Source organism: Georgenia wutianyii, assembly GCF_006349365.1.
GTDB classification, from domain to species: Bacteria; Actinomycetota; Actinomycetes; order Actinomycetales; family Actinomycetaceae; genus Oceanitalea; species Oceanitalea wutianyii.
The window spans coordinates 178,106-199,264 of the sequence record NZ_CP040899.1; the positions used below are offsets into that span (position 1 = coordinate 178,106).

The 21,159-nt window shown below is 69.7% G+C and carries 13 protein-coding genes, 2 tRNA genes, 3 rRNA genes and 1 other RNA gene; 13 read left to right on the top strand and 6 right to left on the bottom strand.

The features are described from left to right. Positions 1–117: 117 nt before the first annotated feature. From FE251_RS00800 to FE251_RS00820, 5 genes are all read left to right on the top strand, one after another. A tRNA-Ser gene (locus tag FE251_RS00800) sits at positions 118–205 on the top strand. Positions 206–1,377: 1,172 nt separating this feature from the next. After that, a 16S ribosomal RNA gene (locus tag FE251_RS00805) occupies positions 1,378–2,899 on the top strand. A 299-nt stretch (positions 2,900–3,198) separates the two neighbouring features. Beyond that, positions 3,199–6,313: ribosomal RNA gene (locus tag FE251_RS00810) — 23S ribosomal RNA — on the top strand. A gap of 77 nt (positions 6,314–6,390) precedes the next feature. Beyond that, a 5S ribosomal RNA gene (gene rrf, locus FE251_RS00815) occupies positions 6,391–6,507 on the top strand. Together the 16S, 23S and 5S rRNA genes form the textbook arrangement of a ribosomal RNA operon. Before the next feature lie 162 nt (positions 6,508–6,669). Beyond that, on the top strand, positions 6,670–8,520 hold the full coding sequence (locus FE251_RS00820) for an FUSC family protein (RefSeq protein WP_139947421.1): 1,851 nt from the start codon (positions 6,670–6,672) through the stop codon (positions 8,518–8,520). Positions 8,521–8,529: 9 nt separating this feature from the next. Here the strand turns inward: FE251_RS00820 and FE251_RS00825 are convergent, their stop codons facing one another. Both FE251_RS00825 and FE251_RS00830 read right to left on the bottom strand, forming a co-directional pair. Then, positions 8,530–9,261: a glutamine amidotransferase gene (locus FE251_RS00825; protein WP_139072726.1), complete on the bottom strand. Its 732-nt coding sequence runs from the start codon at positions 9,259–9,261 to the stop codon at positions 8,530–8,532. A gap of 31 nt (positions 9,262–9,292) precedes the next feature. Then, positions 9,293–9,853, bottom strand: a complete 561-nt coding sequence (locus FE251_RS00830) for a DUF4190 domain-containing protein (RefSeq protein ID WP_168202604.1) — start codon at positions 9,851–9,853, stop codon at positions 9,293–9,295. Between FE251_RS00830 and FE251_RS00835 the strand changes: the two genes are divergently transcribed. Then, positions 9,852–11,153, top strand: coding sequence for a uracil-xanthine permease family protein (locus FE251_RS00835; RefSeq protein ID WP_139072728.1), 1,302 nt, complete (start codon positions 9,852–9,854; stop codon positions 11,151–11,153). The two genes, FE251_RS00830 and FE251_RS00835, sit on opposite strands and share 2 nt — an antisense overlap. 36 nt (positions 11,154–11,189) lie before the next feature. On the opposite strand, the gene FE251_RS00840 is transcribed toward FE251_RS00835, so the two are convergent. The 3 genes from FE251_RS00840 to FE251_RS00850 form a co-directional block, all read right to left on the bottom strand. Continuing rightward, positions 11,190–11,822: a LytR C-terminal domain-containing protein gene (locus FE251_RS00840; protein WP_139947425.1), complete on the bottom strand. Its 633-nt coding sequence runs from the start codon at positions 11,820–11,822 to the stop codon at positions 11,190–11,192. Between the two features lie 55 nt (positions 11,823–11,877). Then, positions 11,878–12,201 carry a type II toxin-antitoxin system VapB family antitoxin gene (locus FE251_RS00845; RefSeq protein ID WP_139947427.1) on the bottom strand — a complete coding sequence of 108 codons (324 nt, stop codon included), beginning with the start codon at positions 12,199–12,201 and terminating at the stop codon, positions 11,878–11,880. Positions 12,202–12,288: 87 nt separating this feature from the next. Then, positions 12,289–12,373, bottom strand: a tRNA-Ser gene (locus tag FE251_RS00850). 95 nt (positions 12,374–12,468) lie between these two features. On the opposite strand from FE251_RS00850, the gene ffs reads away from it, so the two are divergent. The 7 genes from ffs to FE251_RS00885 all read left to right on the top strand — a co-directional run bounded on the left by ffs (position 12,469) and on the right by FE251_RS00885 (position 20,051). Continuing rightward, an RNA gene (gene ffs / locus FE251_RS00855) (signal recognition particle sRNA small type) lies at positions 12,469–12,565 on the top strand. A gap of 62 nt (positions 12,566–12,627) precedes the next feature. Beyond that, the gene (locus FE251_RS00860; RefSeq protein ID WP_139947429.1) at positions 12,628–15,228 is read left to right on the top strand and encodes a DNA polymerase III subunit gamma and tau; all 2,601 of its coding nucleotides are present in this window, start codon (positions 12,628–12,630) and stop codon (positions 15,226–15,228) included. 338 nt (positions 15,229–15,566) lie between these two features. After that, positions 15,567–16,166: a recombination mediator RecR gene (gene recR / locus FE251_RS00865; RefSeq protein ID WP_139947431.1), complete on the top strand. Its 600-nt coding sequence runs from the start codon at positions 15,567–15,569 to the stop codon at positions 16,164–16,166. Continuing rightward, positions 16,159–16,764 carry a DUF5063 domain-containing protein gene (locus FE251_RS00870; RefSeq protein WP_139947433.1) on the top strand — a complete coding sequence of 202 codons (606 nt, stop codon included), beginning with the start codon at positions 16,159–16,161 and terminating at the stop codon, positions 16,762–16,764. Before recR ends, FE251_RS00870 begins: the two co-directional genes overlap by 8 nt. A gap of 47 nt (positions 16,765–16,811) precedes the next feature. Next, on the top strand, positions 16,812–17,588 hold the full coding sequence (locus FE251_RS00875; protein WP_230976488.1) for a TSUP family transporter: 777 nt from the start codon (positions 16,812–16,814) through the stop codon (positions 17,586–17,588). A gap of 130 nt (positions 17,589–17,718) precedes the next feature. Further along, a complete protein-coding gene (locus tag FE251_RS00880) occupies positions 17,719–18,990 on the top strand; it encodes an aspartate kinase (RefSeq protein WP_139072735.1) in 1,272 nt (423 codons plus the stop codon). Beyond that, complete coding sequence (locus FE251_RS00885; protein ID WP_139072736.1) at positions 18,987–20,051, top strand: aspartate-semialdehyde dehydrogenase; 1,065 nt, start codon at positions 18,987–18,989, stop codon at positions 20,049–20,051. The genes FE251_RS00880 and FE251_RS00885 overlap by 4 nt, the downstream gene beginning before the upstream one ends. Before the next feature lie 51 nt (positions 20,052–20,102). Here the strand turns inward: FE251_RS00885 and FE251_RS00890 are convergent, their stop codons facing one another. Then, a complete protein-coding gene (locus FE251_RS00890; RefSeq protein WP_139947436.1) occupies positions 20,103–21,152 on the bottom strand; it encodes an acyltransferase family protein in 1,050 nt (349 codons plus the stop codon). Positions 21,153–21,159: the final 7 nt, after the last annotated feature.

Genomic DNA, 21,159 nt, shown 5'->3' on the forward strand with positions numbered 1-21,159 from the left:
GCTAACCCCGGCCCACCAGCGACGCCCCGGTGGGACAGGCCTGAGGTGAGCGCCACACCGCGGATTCCGGGATCGTTTTGGGTACGGGAGAGGGCGGCCGGTACACTCGGTCGCCGAGGTAGCGTGTCCGAGCGGCCGAAGGTGCAGCACTCGAAATGCTGTGTGGTGCAAGCCACCGTGGGTTCAAATCCCACCGCTACCGCCACCCGAAGGGCCCCGCCCGCAGAATGCTGCGGCCGGGGCCCTTCGTCGTACCGGCCCGGACGCCTGGAGCTCCGTGAGGATGCGGCAGGAGCAGTGCCGGCGTCGTCGACCGCAGCCCGGCTGCCGTCTCGCCGCTCCGCGGAGAAGGGGAGACGACGCGCCACGGGAAGCGGCCGAGCCGAGCGCGGACCGGTGGCCACTCGGGGCGGCGTCCCGACGAGACACATCCGAGGTACGCCGACGTCGTCGTCCAGGCCGCGGCGTCACGGCCGACCGAGCACGCCGGCCCGCACAGATGGAGACGTCGGCGCCTATAGACGCCGGCGGTGCGGAGCCGGCCCGACCGACTGGCGCCCAGCGCTCGGCCCCCGCCGTCGGACCCGGGCGACGACCGCTCCGCGTCCGTGCGCGTGCGGAGCCGCCCGCACATGGACCCAGCCCGCAGGCCGAAGGAGATCGCCGGCCGACCGAGTGGCCACGGAGCCGGCGGGGTGGCCGCGGACCGGCGTCCGCGCGGGCGGGCCCAGTACGGCCCCCGGTGCCGGGGGGCGCAGGCGGAGCACCGCTCGGATGTGAACGAGGCCTCACGAACAGATTTCCGCCCGCGGCCCCGTGGGCGGCCCGGCTGCGAGTCGTGAACGTGCAGGTCAGAGACGATTCGGCGACGTCGCCGGCGGGGGTGCTCGCGCCGTTTGACGTCGGTGCGGGAAGGCCGTAATGTTTCACCTCGTTGCCCCCCAGGGAGGCACGGACACGAGGCCGAGAGGCCCGGTGGCCGGTCCCGGGAGAGGCAGCCCTCATCCTAGCGACTGTGGCTGAGCCGCAGAGTTCGCATGAGGACCCGGAGGCGGGGATCACACCGACTGAAGTTGTGTGTGGGAGTCTCCGCGGGTAAAGTTGAACGGCCAGCCCCGGCCGGGATGCGATCTGATGGTCGTGTTCGCGGCGGTGTGTGTCTGTTTCTTGAGAACTCAACAGTGTGCCAAGTTTTTTGATGCCATTTAGATCTGATGGTGCCTGGTCTTTCGGGGCTGGGTGTTTGAGGGTCTGTTTGTTTGGTTGCCTGCTCGCGGTTTCCTTTCCGTGGGTGGGTTTGCCTGGATTGCCTGCCGGCTCTTGTGGTTGGTGGGTGTCTTCGTATGGTTGTTACCCCTTCGGGGGTGGCGCTAGACATTTACGGAGAGTTTGATCCTGGCTCAGGACGAACGCTGGCGGCGTGCTTAACACATGCAAGTCGAACGATGATGCCCAGCTTGCTGGGTGGATTAGTGGCGAACGGGTGAGTAACACGTGAGTAACCTGCCCCTGACTTCGGGATAACTACGAGAAATCGTGGCTAATACCGGATATGACGCGTGCCCGCATGGGTGTGTGTGGAAAGATTTATTGGTCAGGGATGGGCTCGCGGCCTATCAGCTTGTTGGTGGGGTGAAGGCCTACCAAGGCGACGACGGGTAGCCGGCCTGAGAGGGTGACCGGCCACACTGGGACTGAGACACGGCCCAGACTCCTACGGGAGGCAGCAGTGGGGAATATTGCACAATGGGCGAAAGCCTGATGCAGCGACGCCGCGTGAGGGATGACGGCCTTCGGGTTGTAAACCTCTTTCAGTAGGGAAGAAGCCTTCGGGTGACGGTACCTGCAGAAGAAGCGCCGGCTAACTACGTGCCAGCAGCCGCGGTAATACGTAGGGCGCAAGCGTTGTCCGGAATTATTGGGCGTAAAGAGCTCGTAGGCGGTTTGTCGCGTCTGCTGTGAAAACGCAAGGCTTAACCTTGCGCCTGCAGTGGGTACGGGCAGACTAGAGTGCGGTAGGGGAGACTGGAATTCCTGGTGTAGCGGTGGAATGCGCAGATATCAGGAGGAACACCGATGGCGAAGGCAGGTCTCTGGGCCGTTACTGACGCTGAGGAGCGAAAGCATGGGGAGCGAACAGGATTAGATACCCTGGTAGTCCATGCCGTAAACGTTGGGCACTAGGTGTGGGACCCATTCCACGGGTTCCGTGCCGCAGCTAACGCATTAAGTGCCCCGCCTGGGGAGTACGGCCGCAAGGCTAAAACTCAAAGGAATTGACGGGGGCCCGCACAAGCGGCGGAGCATGCGGATTAATTCGATGCAACGCGAAGAACCTTACCAAGGCTTGACATACACCGGAAAAGTGCAGAGATGTGCTCCCCGTAAGGTCGGTGTACAGGTGGTGCATGGTTGTCGTCAGCTCGTGTCGTGAGATGTTGGGTTAAGTCCCGCAACGAGCGCAACCCTTGTCCTGTGTTGCCAGCGGGTTATGCCGGGGACTCATGGGAGACTGCCGGGGTCAACTCGGAGGAAGGTGGGGATGACGTCAAATCATCATGCCCCTTATGTCTTGGGCTTCACGCATGCTACAATGGCCGGTACAAAGGGCTGCGATACCGCGAGGTGGAGCGAATCCCAAAAAGCCGGTCTCAGTTCGGATTGGGGTCTGCAACTCGACCCCATGAAGTCGGAGTCGCTAGTAATCGCAGATCAGCAACGCTGCGGTGAATACGTTCTCGGGCCTTGTACACACCGCCCGTCACGTCATGAAAGTCGGTAACACCCGAAGCCGGTGGCCCAACCCTTGTGGGGGGAGCCGTCGAAGGTGGGACTGGCGATTAGGACGAAGTCGTAACAAGGTAGCCGTACCGGAAGGTGCGGCTGGATCACCTCCTTTCTAAGGAGCTCACCACATCCTCGCCCGCTTCGTCGGGGCCTACGGGGGTGTCAGGTGCCACGCGGATGCCGAATGAGTGTCCGGTGGTTGCTCATGGGTGGAACATCGAAGGCTTGGCATGCTGTTGGGTCCTGAGGGAACAGGCGCCCGCGCCGGCCGTACGGCTGGTTGTGGGGGTTGTTGTCTCGACCGTGACCGCCTTCTGCTCGCCCCTGGTGCCCGTTGTGGTGTGGGGTGGGGGTTGGTCGGTGGGTTGCTTGAGAACTGTACAGTGGACGCGAGCATCTTTGATCTTTTGTGGTCAAGTTATTAAGAGCATTCGGTGGATGCCTTGGCACTAGGAGCCGAAGAAGGACGTGGTGGCCTGCGATAAGCCTCGGGGAGTTGGCTAACGAACCGTGATCCGAGGATGTCCGAATGGGGAAACCCAGCCGGGGTCATGCCCGGTTACCCGCGCCTGAATGTATAGGGCGTGTGGAGGGAACGTGGGGAAGTGAAACATCTCAGTACCCACAGGAAGAGATATTCCGTGAGTAGTGGCGAGCGAAAGCGGATGAGGCTAAACCGGGGGTGTGTGATAGACGGCAGTCGTTGCACCTCCGGGGTCGTGGGACCCGCCAACCAGGCCTGCCGGCCTGGTAGGGAGTGAGAAAGCGTCGTCATAGTCGAACGGTCTGGGAAGGCCGGGCACAGAGGGTGAGACCCCCGTAGACGAAATGGTGGCGCCTCCCGGTGGGGATCCCGAGTAGCACGGGGCCCGTGAAATCCCGTGTGAATCTGGCAAGACCACTTGCTAAGCCTAAATACTACCTAGTGACCGATAGCGGACAAGTACCGTGAGGGAAAGGTGAAAAGTACCCCGGGAGGGGAGTGAAATAGTACCTGAAACCGGATGCTTACAATCCGTCGGAGCCTCCGTAGCTGGGGTGACGGCGTGCCTTTTGAAGAATGAGCCTGCGAGTTAGTGGTATGTGGCGAGGTTAACCCGTGTGGGGAAGCCGTAGCGAAAGCGAGTCCGAACAGGGCGAATGAGTCGCATGCTCTAGACCCGAAGCGAAGTGATCTACCCATGGGCAGGTTGAAGCGCGGGTAAGACCGCGTGGAGGACCGAACCCACTTAGGTTGAAAACTGAGGGGATGACCTGTGGGTAGGGGTGAAAGGCCAATCAAACTTCGTGATAGCTGGTTCTCCCCGAAATGCATTTAGGTGCAGCGTTGCGTGTTTCTTGCCGGAGGTAGAGCACTGGATGGCCGATGGGCCCCAACAGGTTACTGACGTCAGCCAAACTCCGAATGCCGGTAAGTGTAAGCGCAGCAGTGAGACGGCGGGGGATAAGCTTCGTCGTCGAGAGGGAAACAGCCCAGACCACCGGCTAAGGCCCCTAAGCGTGTGCTAAGTGGGAAAGGATGTGGAGTTGCACAGACAACCAGGAGGTTGGCTTAGAAGCAGCCACCCTTGAAAGAGTGCGTAATAGCTCACTGGTCAAGTGATTCTGCGCCGACAATTTAGCGGGGCTCAAGCACACCGCCGAAGCCGTGGCACTGACACATGTTCCTCAGCTCTCGCCTACGGGCGGGTGTTCAGGGGTGTTGGTGGGTAGGGGAGCGTCGTGTGGGAGGTGAAGCTGCGGGGTGACCCAGTGGTGGATCCCACACGAGTGAGAATGCAGGCATGAGTAGCGAAAGACGGGTGAGAAACCCGTCCGCCGAATGACCAAGGGTTCCAGGGCCAGGTTAATCCGCCCTGGGTAAGTCGGGACCTAAGGCGAGGCCGACAGGCGTAGTCGATGGACAACGGGTTGATATTCCCGTACCGGCGAAACACCGCCCATACCGAGCCCGGTGATGCTAACCGCCCAACGCCGTCCTTGTGCCCTTCGGGGCCGGGGCCGGCCGCGCGCGGAACCCGAACCGGTATTAGGTAAGCGTATTAACAGGGGTGACGCAGACAGGTAGCCACCGCGTGTTTTATGGCTATGCACGTCCAAGGGAGCAGGGCGAGGTCCAGGCAAATCCGGACCTCATACAGCCTCAGACCTGATGGTGACCGCGAATGCGGGAAGCAGGGTGATCCTATGCTGCCAAGAAAAGCCTCGACGCGAGGTGTTAGCCGCCCGTACCCTAAACCGACTCAGGTGGTCAGGTAGAGAATACCAAGGCGATCGAGAAAATCACGGTTAAGGAACTCGGCAAAATGCCCCCGTAACTTCGGGAGAAGGGGGGCCTGAGGGGTGAAGCCACTTGCTGGCTAGCCCTTTCGGGCCGCAGAGACCAGGGAGAAGCGACTGTTTACTAAAAACACAGGTCCGTGCGAAGTCGCAAGACGATGTATACGGACTGACGCCTGCCCGGTGCTGGAAGGTTAAGAGGACGGGTCAGCCCTTCGGGGCGAAGCTCAGAATTTAAGCCCCAGTAAACGGCGGTGGTAACTATAACCATCCTAAGGTAGCGAAATTCCTTGTCGGGTAAGTTCCGACCTGCACGAATGGCGTAACGACTTCTCCGCTGTCTCAACCGTGAACTCGGCGAAATTGCACTACGAGTAAAGATGCTCGTTTCGCGCAGCAGGACGGAAAGACCCCGGGACCTTTACTATAGCTTGGTATTGGTGTTCGGGACGGCTTGTGTAGGATAGGTGGGAGACTGTGAAGCAGCCACGCCAGTGGTTGTGGAGTCATCGTTGAAATACCACTCTGGTCGTTCTGAACATCTAACCTCGGTCCGTAATCCGGATCAGGGACAGTGCCTGGTGGGTAGTTTAACTGGGGCGGTTGCCTCCCAAAATGTAACGGAGGCGCTCAAAGGTTCCCTCAGCCTGGTTGGCAATCAGGTGTCGAGTGTAAGTGCACAAGGGAGCTTGACTGTGAGACTGACAGGTCGAGCAGGGACGAAAGTCGGAACTAGTGATCCGGCGGTGGCTTGTGGAAGCGCCGTCGCTCAACGGATAAAAGGTACCCCGGGGATAACAGGCTGATCTTGCCCAAGAGTCCATATCGACGGCATGGTTTGGCACCTCGATGTCGGCTCGTCGCATCCTGGGGCTGGAGTAGGTCCCAAGGGTTGGGCTGTTCGCCCATTAAAGCGGTACGCGAGCTGGGTTTAGAACGTCGTGAGACAGTTCGGTCCCTATCCGCTGCGCGCGCAGGAAACTTGAGAAGACCTGTCCCTAGTACGAGAGGACCGGGACGGACGAACCTCTGGTGTGCCAGTTGTTCCGCCAGGAGCATGGCTGGTTGGCTACGTTCGGAAGGGATAACCGCTGAAAGCATCTAAGCGGGAAGCCTGCTTCAAGATGAGGTTTCCACCACCCTCGGGTGGGAAGGCCCCCAGCAGAACACTGGGTTGATAGGCCGGATGTGGAAGCACGGCAACGTGTGAAGCTGACCGGTACTAATTGGCCGACAACTTCACCACAACTATCAGGTCTTGTGATGACGCGTCCACTGTACGGTTCTGGAGCCACCCACACACGGGTGACATCTCCATAGAGTTACGGCGGTCATAGCGAAGGGGAAACGCCCGGTCCCATTCCGAACCCGGAAGCTAAGCCCTTCAGCGCCGATGGTACTGCGTGGGAGACTGCGTGGGAGAGTAGGACGCCGCCGAACACCCATTACCGTGTGGGCCGCAACCCTTGGGTTGCGGCCCACACGTGTTTCTGGACCCAAGTGGCCGCCCCGTCGACGGCGGCGAGGTCAGTGCGCTTCGCGGCGCTCGAGCAGCTCGGGGATCTGTGGCGCCCTCCATACTTCGCCTCTACCGTCGCTGACATGAGCGCGTCATCGCACGTGCGTGGGGGAGCGTCCGCGCAGTCCGGGAACACGGCAGCGCCCCGGCGCCCCAGGGGCAGCCCGTTGCTCATCGTCCTCATGATCATCGTCGTCGTGCCCTCGGTGCTGCTCGCCGACTCCTGGGGGGCCGGCGCGGCCGGCATCATCGGCGGCCTCACCGGCATGTTCTCCCTCGTCGCGTTCCTGGGTGGCCCGCTGTGGCCCGATCTTCGGGTCGCCCTGATCCTGGGGCCGCTGCTCGTTGTCGCCGCGGCGCTGCCGCGTCTGGTCGCGGAATCCTCCCGCCCGGCGGCGATCGCCCTCGTCGTCCTTCTCACCTTCGTCGCGGGTCTGCTCCCGCTCATCGGTCCCCGTTTCGCCAACGCCGGCATGGGGCTCGGCATGACGACGATGTTCGGCTACGGCTATGCGCCCATGGGCGGTGCGGACCACGAGCAGATCATCGCCGCCGCCGTCGCGGGCGTCGTCGTCGCGCTCGTGCTGCGGGTCCTCATGGGGATCTCCGACCCGTCCAAGCCCACCCGCGAGCAGGTCGCCGCGGTTCTCGTCGCCGAGGACCCGGCTTCCGCGGCGGCGGGCGCGTTCGGCACCTGGCTCGCCGACCGCAGACAGCGCTGGCTCGCGGACGCCCTCGAGGGCGGCTCACGCTACCGCCTCGCCGTCCGCGCCGCGGAGCTGTCGGGGCGGGCCGACCCCGACGCCGTCGCCGCCCTCCGTGCGCGGGCCGAGGACCTCGCGGGGCGGATCAAGGCCAAGCCCGCCCGGGCCAAGGCGGACACCCCGAGCCCGGACCCGGCACGGTCACCGGCAGCGGAACCCGCCGACGGTCCCCTCGCCGACGCCGCCCGCGCCCTCGACACCGTCGAGCAGGCGGTCGACGGGCGCGACACCACCCCCGTCCACCTGGACCGGGACCGGGGCGAGCAGCTCAAGGAGGCGGTGCTCCACCCGTCGGCGCGACTGCGCTCCGTCCAGGTCCGGCACGCGTTCCGCACGGCACTCGCCGTCCTCCTCATGCTGCTCGTCACCTCGCGGCTCGATCGCGGCGACCCGCTCGTGTCCACCGCGCTGCTCGCGACCTTCAGCATCCTCCAGGCGACCTGGAGCGAGACCGCGGCCAAGACGCGGAACAAGATCGTCGGCGTCGTCGCCGGCTCGCTCACCGTCGCGGTCGTCCTCCTGCTCGTCCCGTCCGACTACCTCGTCATGGTCGCCACCGTCTCCCTGTGCCTAGGACTCTGGTACGTCGTCACCCGCCCGGCACTGGGCAGTGCGTTCATGGTCGTCGTCAGCGTCGGCTTCAACTCCGTGAGCCGCGACCTCGACCCCGTGAACCTCCTCCTCCAGTACGTCGGCCTCACCGCGTGCGCGGTGCTCCTCGGGGTGGTCCTCGGCTACGTCGTCATCCCCGGTTTCCGACCCCCGCCGCTGCGGGAGCGGGTCGAGGCCGCCACCGCGGCCACCGTCGCGGCCCTGCGGGCCTCGGCCACCGGCACGGCATCGCGGCGGCCGGAGGACATCACCGTGCTCCGCGACGCCGAGCGGCTGCAGGACGAGCTCGTCCCCGACCGGGACCGGCTCGACAGTCGTCAGCTCGCCGACCTCGACACGCTGCGCACGCGTCTGCGCAACCTCACCGTCCTCGCCGACGCCACCGAGCTCACGAGCGAGGACGTCGACCTCGTCACGGCCGAGCTCGCCCGCCACAGCCCGGCGGACGACGCCGCAGGGCCGTCCGGCACCGCGTCCACGGTGCTGTGGGACCTCGCCCACGAGGCCGGCGCGGCCGAGCGGTCCCTGCTCGCGTCGCTGCCCGCCGAGGGCCGCTGACCCGGCCGGTCAGCTCGCGTAGCGCTCGACGAAGTTGCGCAGCACCCGCCGGGCGTGGCTGACGTCCGCGGCCGAGACGGCCCGGCGGACCTCCTCGAAGTCCTCGGGCGGGAAGTAGCCCGCGTGCCGGTAGACCGTCATCCGCTCGACGAGCGCGTCCAGGGTGAGCTCGGGGTGGAACTGGGTGCCGTAGAGGTTGGTGCGCACCCGGAACATCTGCACGGGGCACTGCTCGGAGGAGGCGAGGACGACGGCCGTGTCGGGCAGGTGCGTGCACGCCTCCTTGTGTCCGACGAACGCCTCGAACTGCTCGGGAACCCCGGCGAGGAGCGGGTCGGCCTGGCCTGCCTCGGTGAGGGTGATGAGGGGTGCGCTGATCGGCTCGGAGTAGGTGCCGTCGATGACCCCGCCGATGTGCCGGGCGAGAGTCCCGATGCCGTAGCACGCGCCGAAGAACGGGAAGTCGCGGTCCCACACCTCGTCGAGGAGCGTGCCGAGCTCCGCCTCGACGCGCAGCTGGGTGTCGCTCTTGAACTCGGTGGGCACCGAGCTGGTGAACGGGCTGCCGCCGACGATGATGCCCGAGTAGGCGTCGAGGTCGAGGTCCGGCAGCGGCGTCGTCTCCAGCCGGAGGCGGTGCAGGTCGCGCTCCTCCAGCCCGCCGAGGTCGAGGATCGAGGCGTACTCGGAGTCGGCTGCGGCGTCCTCGGAACGCGTGGCGATGAGGAGGAAGGGCTTCACCTCGGCAGCCTAACGCGGGCGGCACCGTGGTTCAGAGCAGCGCCCGGGTGCTGACGTACAGGAGGGCCACCGCCAGCCAGACGGCGGTCGTCGCGTACCCCAGCACGATCCCCGCCACGGCCAGCCCGCGCCCGCCCTCGTAGGAGCGGCGCAGCCGGTGCCGGGCGTAGTGGCCGCAGGCGATCGCGAGCAGGCACACGCCGGGGACGAGGATCCCGACGACGCCGAGCACCATCGACGCGGCGGCGAAGGAGTCGTTGCGGTAGGCGGGCGTCTCGTACCCCTGGCCACCGAGCACCCGGTCGCGGTGCCGGTCGCTCGTCGCGAACGCCAGCGGCGCCCCGGGCGCCGGCGTGGGGAAGGGCGTGTAGGCCGGTGTGGGCGCGGCGTACGGCGTGGCCGAGGACTGTCCCGCAGCGGGCGCGGACTGGTACGGCTCGGGCTCGGGACGGTTGCCGCCCTCGTGCCCCGGTGCCTGCCACCCGCCGTCGCTCACGCCGCCCAGGATCCCACGGCCGGACGTCCCGAGGCTGCCGCCCGTGGAGCGGATATCCTGCGCCGCGGCAAGACACCTGGTGAATGGGAGAGACATGGCGATCTGGACGGTCCACGGCGACGGCGTTCGAGTCGGTCCGGGGGAGGTGGTCGCTCCCCAGGAACGGTTGAGCTGGCCGCGCACCATCGGCATCGGCGCCCAGCACGTCGTCGCGATGTTCGGCGCGACGTTCCTCGTCCCGCTCATCACCGGCTTCCCGCCGTCGACCACGCTCTTCTTCTCCGCGGTCGGCACGGTCCTGTTCCTGCTCATCACCCGCAACCGGGTGCCGAGCTACCTCGGGTCGAGCTTCGCGTTCCTCGCCCCGATCGCCGCCGCGCAGGAGGTCGGCGGGATGCCCGCCGCGCTCGGCGGCATCCTCATCACCGGTGCGCTGCTCGCCGTCATCGGCCTCGTCGTCCACTTCGCGGGTGCGCGGTGGATCGACGTCGTCATGCCGCCGATCGTCACCGGCACGGTCGTCATGCTCATCGGGTTCAACCTCGCGCCGAGCGCGTGGTCCAACGTCTCCCAGGCGCCGCCGACGGCGCTGGTGACGATCGCCGTCGTCGTCCTCGTGACGGTGCTGTTCCGCGGCATCCTCGGCCGCCTCGCGATCCTCGTCGGTGTTCTCGCCGGCTACGTCGTCGCGGTCGTGCGCGGCGAGGTGGACTTCACCCCCGTCGGCGAGGCGGCGTGGGTCGGCCTGCCGACCTTCACCACCCCCACCTTCGACCTCACCCTCATGGGCCTGTTCGTGCCCGTCGTCTTCGTCCTCATCGCCGAGAACGTCGGTCACGTGAAGTCGGTGGCCGCGATGACGGGGGAGAACCTCGACGACGTCACCGGGCGCGCGCTGTTCGCCGACGGCCTCGCCACGACGCTCGCCGGCGCCGGTGGCGGCTCGGGCACGACGACCTACGCGGAGAACATCGGCGTCATGGCCGCGACCCGTGTCTACTCGACGGCCGCGTACTTCGTGGCCGCCGGCGTCGCGCTCCTGCTCAGCCTCTCCCCGAAGTTCGGGGAGCTCATCAACACCGTTCCCCCGGGCGTCCTCGGCGGCGCGGCCACCGTGCTCTACGGCATGATCGGCGTCCTCGGCGCCCGCATCTGGGTGCAGAACAAGGTCGACTTCGCCGACCCGGTGAACCTCACGACGGCCGCGATCGCGCTCATCGTCGGGATCGCCAACTACACGTGGGTGGCCGGGGAGATGCGGTTCGAGGGCATCGCGCTCGGTACCGCTGCCGCGCTCGGCGTCTTCCACGTCATGCGCTCCGTGGCCCGCTGGCGCGGGACGAGCGCGGAGGCGGCGAGCCCGGCGTCCGTGCCCGACCCTTCCCGCGAGCACTGAGCGAGGCGGCCCGCCCGGCCCAGGAGGCTGGGCGGGTCAGCCCGCGGCGGGCGCTTCCTCGACGACGTCGTCGTCCGGGACGGTGACCGGGGAGCAGCCCGGCGGCGGCGCGAGCGGCTCGTTGGGGTCGAAGCCCGCCGCCTCGGGGGCGGGGACCTCGCTGAACGCCCCGCCGAGGATGACGTCGACGGTCGCGTCGTCCCGGCCGTCGAGGGAGACGGTCGAGCCCGGGATGATCGCGGCGACGGTGTAGGCCGCCTGCAGGCCGCGCGGGCCGGCGACGATGTCCGCCACGCCCTCGAAGCTGCCGCCGTAGTTGGACTCCTGGGCGATGACGACGCCGTACTGCGCGAGCCCGCGGGCGGTGCGCGCGGCGAGGCCGCTCTGGTCGGTCGCGTTGTAGACGTTCGCGTTGATCTCGGGGAACGGGGCGGGCAGCGCGTCGGCGGGCGGGCACGGCACGGCCGGCGCCTCGGCGTCCGTGGGCTCCGGGGAGCTGAACGGCCGGGCGAAGGGCGAAGGGATGACACCGCCCCACATCGCCGCGGCGACGAGCGCCACCGCGACCATCGCCGTGATGAGGATGCCGAAGATCAGCGTCTGCCGCTGCTGGAGGTGGCGGCGACGGGCGGCACGGCGTCGCTGTGCCTCGGTGAGGTCGGTCGTCACAGAGCCAAGGTAACGGCTGCGCCTGACTTTGCGTGAAACGACGGACCGCCGGCCCTCAGGCGGGCGGGACCACCGTGCCGTCGGGGTTGAGCTCGAGCACCCGGGCGTGGACGTGCAGACGCTGCTGGAGGGCGGCCCGCAGCGCGCGGTGGAGGCCGTCCTCGAGGTAGAGCGTGCCGCGCCAGGAGACGACGTGGGCGAACAGGTCCCCGTAGAAGGTCGAGTCCTCCGCGAGGAGGTGACGCAGGTCGAGCTCACGCTTGGTGGTGACGAGCTCGTCGAGCCGGACCTGCCGTGGGGCGACGGCGGCCCAGGCGCGGGTGGTCTCCACCCCGTGGTCGGGGTACGGACGCCCGTCGCCGACTGCCTTGAAGATCACCCGTCGATACTAGGTGCGCCTCGCCCCGCGCGGGAGGGGGAGAGACGCGAACGGGCCCGCCGGTCGACCGGCGGGCCCGTTCTGCTGCGGAGGATGGGGGATTCGAACCCCCGAGGGCGTTAACCCAACACGCTTTCCAAGCGTGCGCCATAGGCCACTAGGCGAATCCTCCTGGCTGTGTAGAGGGTACCCGAGGTCGGGGCGCCGATCGAACCGCCGACCACAGGTGTGCGGCATCCCTCACTGCGCGCGTCGGTTAGACTGGTCGCCGACCCCTCGCGTGGCGTCACCCCACTGAACTCCCCCAGGGCCGGAAGGCAGCAAGGGCAGGTGGGCTCTGGCGGGTGCGCGAGGGGTCCTCGCATGTCCGCGTGGGCATCCACACGGCGGCCCCACGCGGGCTCGAAGACGCCTAGAGTTCTTCGGGTGAGCACCGCCCTGTACCGCCGCTACCGGCCCGAGACCTTCGCGGACGTCATCGGGCAGGAGCACGTCACCGACCCGCTCCGCGCCGCGCTGCGCGGCGACCGGATCACCCACGCCTACCTCTTCTCCGGCCCGCGCGGCTGCGGGAAGACGACGTCGGCCCGGATCTTCGCGCGCTGCCTCAACTGCGCAGAGGGGCCTACCGACACCCCGTGCGGGACGTGCCCGAGCTGTGTCGACCTCGCACGCGACGGCGCGGGCTCGCTCGACGTCGTCGAGATGGACGCGGCGTCGCACGGTGGTGTCGACGACGCCCGCGAGCTGCGTGAGCGGGCCGCCTTCGCCCCGGCCCGTGACCGCTACAAGATCTTCATCATCGACGAGGCCCACATGGTGACGAGCCAGGGCTTCAACGCCCTGCTCAAGCTCGTCGAGGAGCCCCCGGCGCACGTGAAGTTCGTCTTCGCGACGACGGAGCCGGAGAAGGTCATCGGGACCATCCGCTCGCGCACCCACCACTACCCCTTCCGGCTCGTGCCACCCGAGCGGCTGCAGGGCTACCTCGAGGAGCTGTGCGCCGCCGAGGGCGTGGCGGTGGCCACCGGCGTGCTGCCCCTCGTCGTGCGGGCCGGCGGCGGCTCCGTGCGTGACTCGCTGTCGGTGCTCGACCAGCTCATCGCCGGCGCACAGGACGGCGAGGTCAGCTACGAGCGCGCCGTCGCGCTCCTCGGCTACACCCACGCCACCCTGCTCGACGACGTCGTCGACGCCCTCGCGGCCCGTGACGGCGCGAGCCTCTTCCGCGTGGTCGACCGCGTCATCGACTCCGGGCACGACCCGCGGCGCTTCGCCGAGGACCTCCTCGAGCGGATCCGCGACCTCGTCATCATCGCGGTGTCCGGGGACCATGCGGCCGCGGTGCTCCGCTCCGTGCCCGCCGACCAGCTCGAGCGGATGCGCGTGCAGTCCCAGCAGCTCGGCCCGGCCGAGCTCTCCCGGGCCGGCGACCTCGTCAACGACGCCCTCACCGAGATGAGCGGCGCGACCTCCCCGCGTCTCCAGCTCGAGCTGCTGTGCGCGCGTCTGCTCCTGCCCGCTGCCGACGACGCCGGCCGCGGGTTCGGCGCGCGCCTGGACCGCATCGAGCGGTACCTGTCCGCCGGTGGGTCCGCCGCGTCCGCCCCTGCGGCCGTGCAGCCCGCTCCTCCGGCAGCCCAGCGGCCCGCGCCCGCCCCTGCGTCCCCGCCCGCTGCGGGTGGGCAGACCGCCTCGCAGACGCCCGTGGAGCCGACGCGCGGTCCCGCCGAGCCCGTCACCTCCCCGTCCGTCTCGCAGACGCGTGTGGAGCCGACGCGCGGTCCCGCCCGGCCCGTGACCGCCCCGGCGGCATCGGCGACGCCGCAGACCCCGCCCACCGAGCCGCCCGCGCGGCAGGAGCGCACGCAGCACGAGCCGCCCGCCACGCAGCGTCCGGCGCCGTCCCCCGACCGACCGCCCGCGGGCGGTGCGAGCGAGGACACCGCGTCGCCCCGGGCGACCGGCGCGCCCGCGAAGCAGCAGGAGGCCGCCGGCTCGCAGGAGCAGACCCGGGCGTCCCGCGAACCGTCCCGTCCCGCCCCGGCTCCCGAGCCGACCCCGGCCACGAGCGAGGCGCCGGCGCAGCGCGCGAGCGCCTGGCAGCGTCACGAGGCGCCGTCCGCGGCTGCCGCGGCGCCCCCAGCGACGTCGCCGGACACCCCCGTCCAGCCCGCGGGGGGCCAGGCCGGCCCCGACGCGGACCTCGTCCGACGTCGCTGGAACGAGGTCCTCGCGACCCTCGCCCGCTTCAAGCGCACGACGTGGACCCTCGTCTCGCAGAACGCGCACGTCGGTGAGGTGTCCGGGGGTGTGCTCCACCTGGCCTTCAACACCGGCGGGCTCGCCCACACCTTCCGCACCGGCACCCACGCCGACGCCCTGCAGCGGGCGCTGCTCGAGACGCTCGGCGTCCAGCTGCGCATCGAGGCGGTGCTCAGCCAGGCGGCCGAGGGCGGCGACCAGGGGATGCCGTACGCCGCCGGCGGCTGGAGCGCGGCGGGCCAGCCCCCCGCCGAGCAGGGATGGTCGGCCCCGGCAGCACCGGCCCTCGCCGCCCCGGCACCGGCCACACCCGCACCGGCGACGCCCGCCGCCCCGCAGCCCGACAGCCCCGGCGCCCCGGTGGCGAGCCCGTCCGACGAGGGCGCCCCCGGCCCCTCCGCCGCGAGCCCGGCCGAGCCTGGAGCGTCCGAGGCCTGGTCCGGCCCGCCCGAGCCGGACGCCGACTCCTTCCCGCCGGACCCGGGCCCCTCCGTGCCCAGCCCCGAGGACGCGGCTCCTCCCGCGCCGCGCCGCGCCCAGGCCGCGCCCGAGCAGGGGCAGCGGTCCGGCGAGCGCCCGTGGGAGCGGCACGCCCCCGGCGGCTCGGCCCAGAGCGCGGCCTCCGCGCCGGAGAGCCGGCGGATGGTCGCCCCGGCGGACGACACCCCGAGCATGGACGACCCCGACGCCGAGAACTCCGGTCTCGTCGGGGCTCCCCTCATCGAGCGGATGCTCGGCGGGACGATCATCTCCGAGGACTGACCGCTCGGAACCCCGCTCCCGAGCAGAACTCGGCTCTCGCACGGAACTCGGCTCTCGCACGGAACTCGGCTCTCGCACGGACCTCTACTCTCGCACGGAACTCTGCTCTCGTGCGGAAGTCCGCTCTCGTGCGGAACCCGGCTCTCGTGCGGAACTCGGCTCTCGTGCGGAAGTCCGCTCTCGCGGGGGAGAGGGGGAGGGATTCCGTCCGCGAGAGCGGAGTTGTGCGTGACAGCGGAGTTGTGCACGACAGGGAGGTTGGGCGTGACGGCGGAGCTCTGGGGCGCGTCCGGGCCAGGCGGCAACCTCGTGTGGGTGGGGGGACGTAGGCTGGTCGTGTGTACGAAGGCGCGGTCCAGGACCTCATCGACGAACTCGGGCGACTCCCCGGGGTCGGACCCAAGAGCGCGCAGCGCATCGCGTTCCACGTCCTGGCCGCCGACGCCGCCGACGTCGAGCGCCTTGCGCACGCGCTCACCGAGGTGAAGTCCAAGGTCCGCTTCTGCGCCGTGTGCGGCAACGTCTCCGAGGCGGAGCTGTGCCGCATCTGCTCCGACCCCCGCCGCAGCAGCGACGTCCTGTGCGTCGTCGAGGAGGCCAAGGACGTCGTCGCCATCGAGCGCACCCGCGAGTTCCGCGGGAAGTACCACGTGCTCGGCGGCGCCATCAACCCGATCAACGGCATCGGACCCGACGACCTGCGCATCCGCGAGCTCATGACGCGCCTCGCGGACGGGACGGTCACCGAGGTCATCCTCGCCACCGACCCGAACATCGAGGGGGAGGCCACCGCCACCTACCTCGCGCGAATGCTGCGGGGCATGGGCGTGCCCGTCTCCCGGCTGGCCTCCGGGCTGCCGGTCGGCGGGGACCTGGAGTACGCCGACGAGATCACCCTCGGCCGCGCGTTCGAGGGACGTAGGAGGATCGATGCCTGAGCACAACCCCGTCCGGGCCGCCGAGGCGGCGGCCGAGGTCGCCGACCTGCGCGCCCTCGCCGCGGCCATGGCCGCCGAGTCCGAGCGCTACCTCGCCACGGTCACCGAGGTCGCCGCGGGCGCGCACCCCGACGCCGCGATGTCCCTCCTGCTGCTCGCCGTCGCCGACCTCTCGGCCGCCGGCGCCCGTCTCGGCGCGGTGGTCGACGTCGTCCCGCCCGAGCGCTTCGAGCCCGACGACGGCACCGAGCCCGACACCGACCCGCTGCGCCTCGGCCTGGCGAACCTCCTCGAGGGCCTGGACGAGTACCGCGAGGTGCCCGACCCGCTCGTCGACAACGTCTCCGTCACCGCCACCCTCTCCGCCGACCTTGCCGAGGTCGCTCACGCCCTGCGCCAGGGGCTGCAGCACCACCGGGCGGGCAACGACGTCGAGGCGCTGTGGTGGTGGCAGTTCTCCTACCTGTCCAACTGGGGTGACCGGGCGGCGTCGGCGCTGCGCACCCTCCTGTCCGTCCTCTCGCACGTGCGCCTCGACGTCCCCGCCGACGTCGCCGCCGACGCCGAGTTCGACGCGCTGCACGCCGAGATCGACTGACCGGACGGTCGGCCCGGCCCGGGCCGACGTGAGGCAGGATGTGCCCCGTGCCTCCCGACCTGGACGTGCTCACCCTCGTCCTCCTCCTGCTCGCCGCCCTCACCGCGGGGTGGGTCGACGCCGTCGTCGGCGGCGGGGGCCTCATCCAGCTACCGGCCCTCCTGCTCGTCCCGGGGATCAGCCCCGTCGAGGCGCTCGCGACGAACAAGGTCGGCTCGATCATGGGCACGTCGGTCAGCTCGCTCACCTACTACCGGCGGGTGGGCCCGGACCTGCGGACCGCGGCACCGATGGCGCTCGCCGCGCTCGCCGGCGCCGTCGGCGGGGCGGCGCTCGCCGCCCAGATCCCCGCCGAGCTGTTCACCCCGATCATTCTCGTCGTCCTCGTCGCGGTCGCCGCCTGGACCATCGCCCGCCCGCGCATCGGCGCGCAGACCGACCTGCGGTGGACCGGCCGGGGCCACCACCTCGCCGCCGCCGGCCTCGGCCTGGTGATCGGCGCCTACGACGGGCTGCTCGGCCCCGGCACCGGCACCTTCCTCGTCATCAGCCTCGTCTCCGTCCTCGGCTACGCCTTCCTCCCGGCCACGGCGCTGGCGAAGATCGTCAACTTCGCGACCAACCTCGGCGCGCTCATCTTCTTCGTGCCCTACGGCGCGGTGCTGTGGGGCCTCGGCCTCGCGCTCGGCCTCGCCAACCTCACCGGCGGCTACATCGGGGCGAGGATGGCCGTGGCCAAGGGCAGCGGGTTCATCCGGGTCGTCTTCCTCGTCGTCGTCCTCGCCCTCATCACCCGCCTCGGCTGGGACGTCCTCACCCGCTGAGCCGCCGGCGCTTCCCACCACGCGGACTCCAGGAGGCCCACGATGCGGGACCGCTAGACTGTGGCGCGTTCCGGGGCCGTGCCGCTCGCGGCGGCTCCTCGTGCACACCACCACCAGCGGAGCTCCTCTCGTGCCCCTAGTCGTGCAGAAGTTCGGCGGTTCGTCCGTCGCCGACGCCACCAGCCTCAAGCGCGTCGCGAAACGCATCGTGGAGACCCAGGAAGCGGGCAACGACGTCGTCGTGGTGGTCTCGGCCATGGGCGACACGACCGACGAGCTGCTCGACCTCGCCGCCTCGGTCACCGACAGCCCCTCCGAGCGTGAGCTCGACATCCTCCTCACCGCCGGTGAGCGCATCTCGATGTCGCTGCTCGCCATGGCGATCTCCGAGCTCGGTGTCGAGGCCCGCTCCTACACCGGCCAGCAGGCCGGCGTCCTCACCGACGCCGCGCACGGCAAGGCCTCGATCGTCGGCGTCGTGCCCGAGCGCATCGCGCGGACGATCGAGGAGGGCGGCGTGGCGATCGTCGCCGGCTTCCAGGGCGTGAGCGAGACGATGGACGTGACGACGCTCGGCCGCGGCGGCTCGGACACCACCGCCGTCGCCCTCGCCGCGGCGCTGGGTGCTGACGTGTGCGAGATCTACACCGACGTCGACGGCCTGTTCACCGCCGACCCGCGCATCGTCCCCACCGCCCGCCAGATCACCGACATCACCAGCGAGGAGACCCTGGAGATGGCGGCGCACGGCGCCAAGATCCTGCACCTGCGCGCGGTGGAGTACGCCCGCCGCTACGGGGTGCCCATCCACGTGCGGTCCTCGTTCTCCAACAAGATCGGGACCTGGATCCGCACCGACGACTCCTCGGAGGAAAGCAGTATGGAAGAGCCGATCATCGCCGGGGTCGCCCACGACCGCAGCCAGGGCAAGATCACCGTCATGGGTGTGCCCGACGTGCCCGGCGCGGCCGCCCGCCTGTTCGCCGTCGTGGCCGAGGCCGGGGCGAACGTCGACATGATCGTCCAGAACGTCTCCTCCGCGGCGACCGGCCTCACCGACATCTCCTTCACCCTCCCGGAGGCCGACGGCCCGAGCACGCTCGCCGCGCTGCGCGCCGCCGCCGGCGACCTCGGCTACTCCGACCTGCGCTACGACGACCAGATCGGCAAGCTCTCCCTCGTCGGCGCCGGCATGCGCTCCCACCCGGGCGTCTCCGCCCGCCTCTTCGGGGCACTGTCCGACGCGGGCATCAACATCGAGATGATCTCCACCTCCGAGATCCGCATCTCGGTCGTCACCCGAGCCGAGTCCCTCGACGGCGCCGTCCGCGCCGTCCACACCGCCTTCGACCTCGACAGCAGCGAGTCCGAGGCCGTCGTGTACGGGGGGACGGGCCGATGAGCGAGCAGGCACGCGGCGTCAACCTCGCCGTCGTCGGCGCGACCGGACAGGTCGGCGCGGTCATGCGCCGCATCCTCGAGGAGCGCGACTTCCCGGTCGCGAGCATCCGCTACTTCGCCTCGGCGCGCTCCGCGGGCACGACCCTCCCGTGGAAGGGCCAGGACGTCGTCGTCGAGGACGTCGCGACGGCGGACCTCGCCGGCATCGACATCGCGGTGTTCTCCGCGGGCGGCGCGACGTCCAAGGAGCAGGCCCCGCGCTTCGCCGCGGCGGGCGCGCTCGTCGTCGACAACTCCTCGGCGTGGCGCAAGGACCCCCAGGTGCCGCTCGTCGTCTCCGAGGTCAACCCCGAGGCGCTGGAGGACATCCCCACCGGGATCGTCGCCAACCCGAACTGCACGACCATGGCCGCGATGCCCACCCTCAAGGTGCTCCACGAGGAGGCCGGGCTCAAGCGCCTCGTCGTGTCGACCTACCAGGCCGTCTCCGGCTCCGGGCTCGCCGGTGTGCGGGAGCTCGACACGCAGGTGCGTGCCGCCGTCGAGCAGGACCCGACGGCGCTCGTCCACGACGGCTCCGCGGTCACGCTCCCCGAGCCGCAGACCTACGTCGCGCCGATCGCCTTCGACGTCGTCCCGCTCGCCGGCAGCATCGTCGACGACGGCAGCGAGGAGACCGACGAGGAGCAGAAGCTGCGCAACGAGTCGCGCAAGATCCTCGGCCTGCCCGACCTCGCCGTCTCCGGCACGTGCGTGCGCGTCCCGGTCTTCACCGGCCACTCCCTGTCGGTCAACGCCGAGTTCGAGCGTCCGATCACGCCCGAGCGGGCTCGTGAGCTCCTCGCCGGCGCCCCCGGCGTCGAGCTCGCCGACGTCCCGACCCCCCTCGCGGGGGCCGGGCAGGACGCGACGTTCGTCGGGCGCATCCGCCAGGACCAGAGCGTCGAGGGCGGGCGCGGCCTGGCCCTGTTCGTCGTCGGCGACAACCTGCGCAAGGGCGCCGCGCTCAACACCATCCAGATCGCCGAGCTGCTCGCCGAGCGGCTGCTCGCCCGCGCCTGACCCGCTCCTCCCGTCCCGCCGGGGTGGCCCTGCCACCGCGGCGGGACGGCGTCATGCCCGCCGGCCCGGCAGGGTGAACAGCCAGCCCAGGCCCACGCGCCCGGACAGGTCGTACAGCCCGGTCGCGGCCGCCGTGAGGGCGAGGGACAGGAGGGGGACGAGGAGCAGCGCGAAGAGCGGGCTTCCCGGCGCGACCCACCCCGACTCCCGGGCGACGACGACGAGCAGGTTGAGCAGGATCGGGTGCAGCACGTAGATGGCCAGCGTGCGGGCACCGAGGTACCGAGCGAGGCGGCGCACCCAGCCGGCCCGGGCCGCCCACGCGGAGAGCACGAGCGCGGCGGTGAGGCCGACGAGGGACATCACCGCCGAGAGGTCGACGCTCGTGCCGCGGACGTACACGAGCAGGACGAGCCCGACGTACGCCGGCACGGCGACGGCGAGCAGCGGCAACGGGGCCAGCCCGGCGACGCGTTCGACGAGCGGGCGCCCGAAGCAGCCGATGAAGTACCAGACCGCGAAGTAGCAGACGCGGGCGACGTTCGTGGCGGCGGCCTCCCCGACGACGTCGGCCAGGGCGGGCGCGACGAGCGGCGCGACGCCCACCGCGACCGTCGCGAGCACGAGGAGCGAGGAGCCGAACCGGCGGAGCACCCGGGCGGTGACGAAGAGGACGACGAGGACCGAGAGGTACCAGTAGGCGGTGCCGCCGACCGGGATGGCGGCGAGGTTGTCGCGGGCGTAGCCGAGGGGGTCCTCCGGCGCGTACGCGAAGCCGGTGACGAGGGCGAAGACGACGCTCCACAGGAGGAAGGGCCACAGCAGGTTGCCCACCCGTGGCCGCAGCAGCCGCCGCCACCCGCGCTCCAGCGCGCGGGCCGCGAGCACCCCCGAGGCGAGGAAGAAGAGCGGCATGCGGACCGGCAGCAGTGCGGAGTTGACCAGCCGCCAGCCGTCGACCGCCCAGCTGTCCGCGCCGGGCAGGAGGCGCCCGGCCCCCGTCCCCCCGACGTGGTAGAGGACGACGAGGACGATGGCGACCGCCTTGGCGAGGTCCACCCAGTCCAGTCGGGTGGAGGTCTGGTCGGTCGGTTGGAGCACGCCGGAA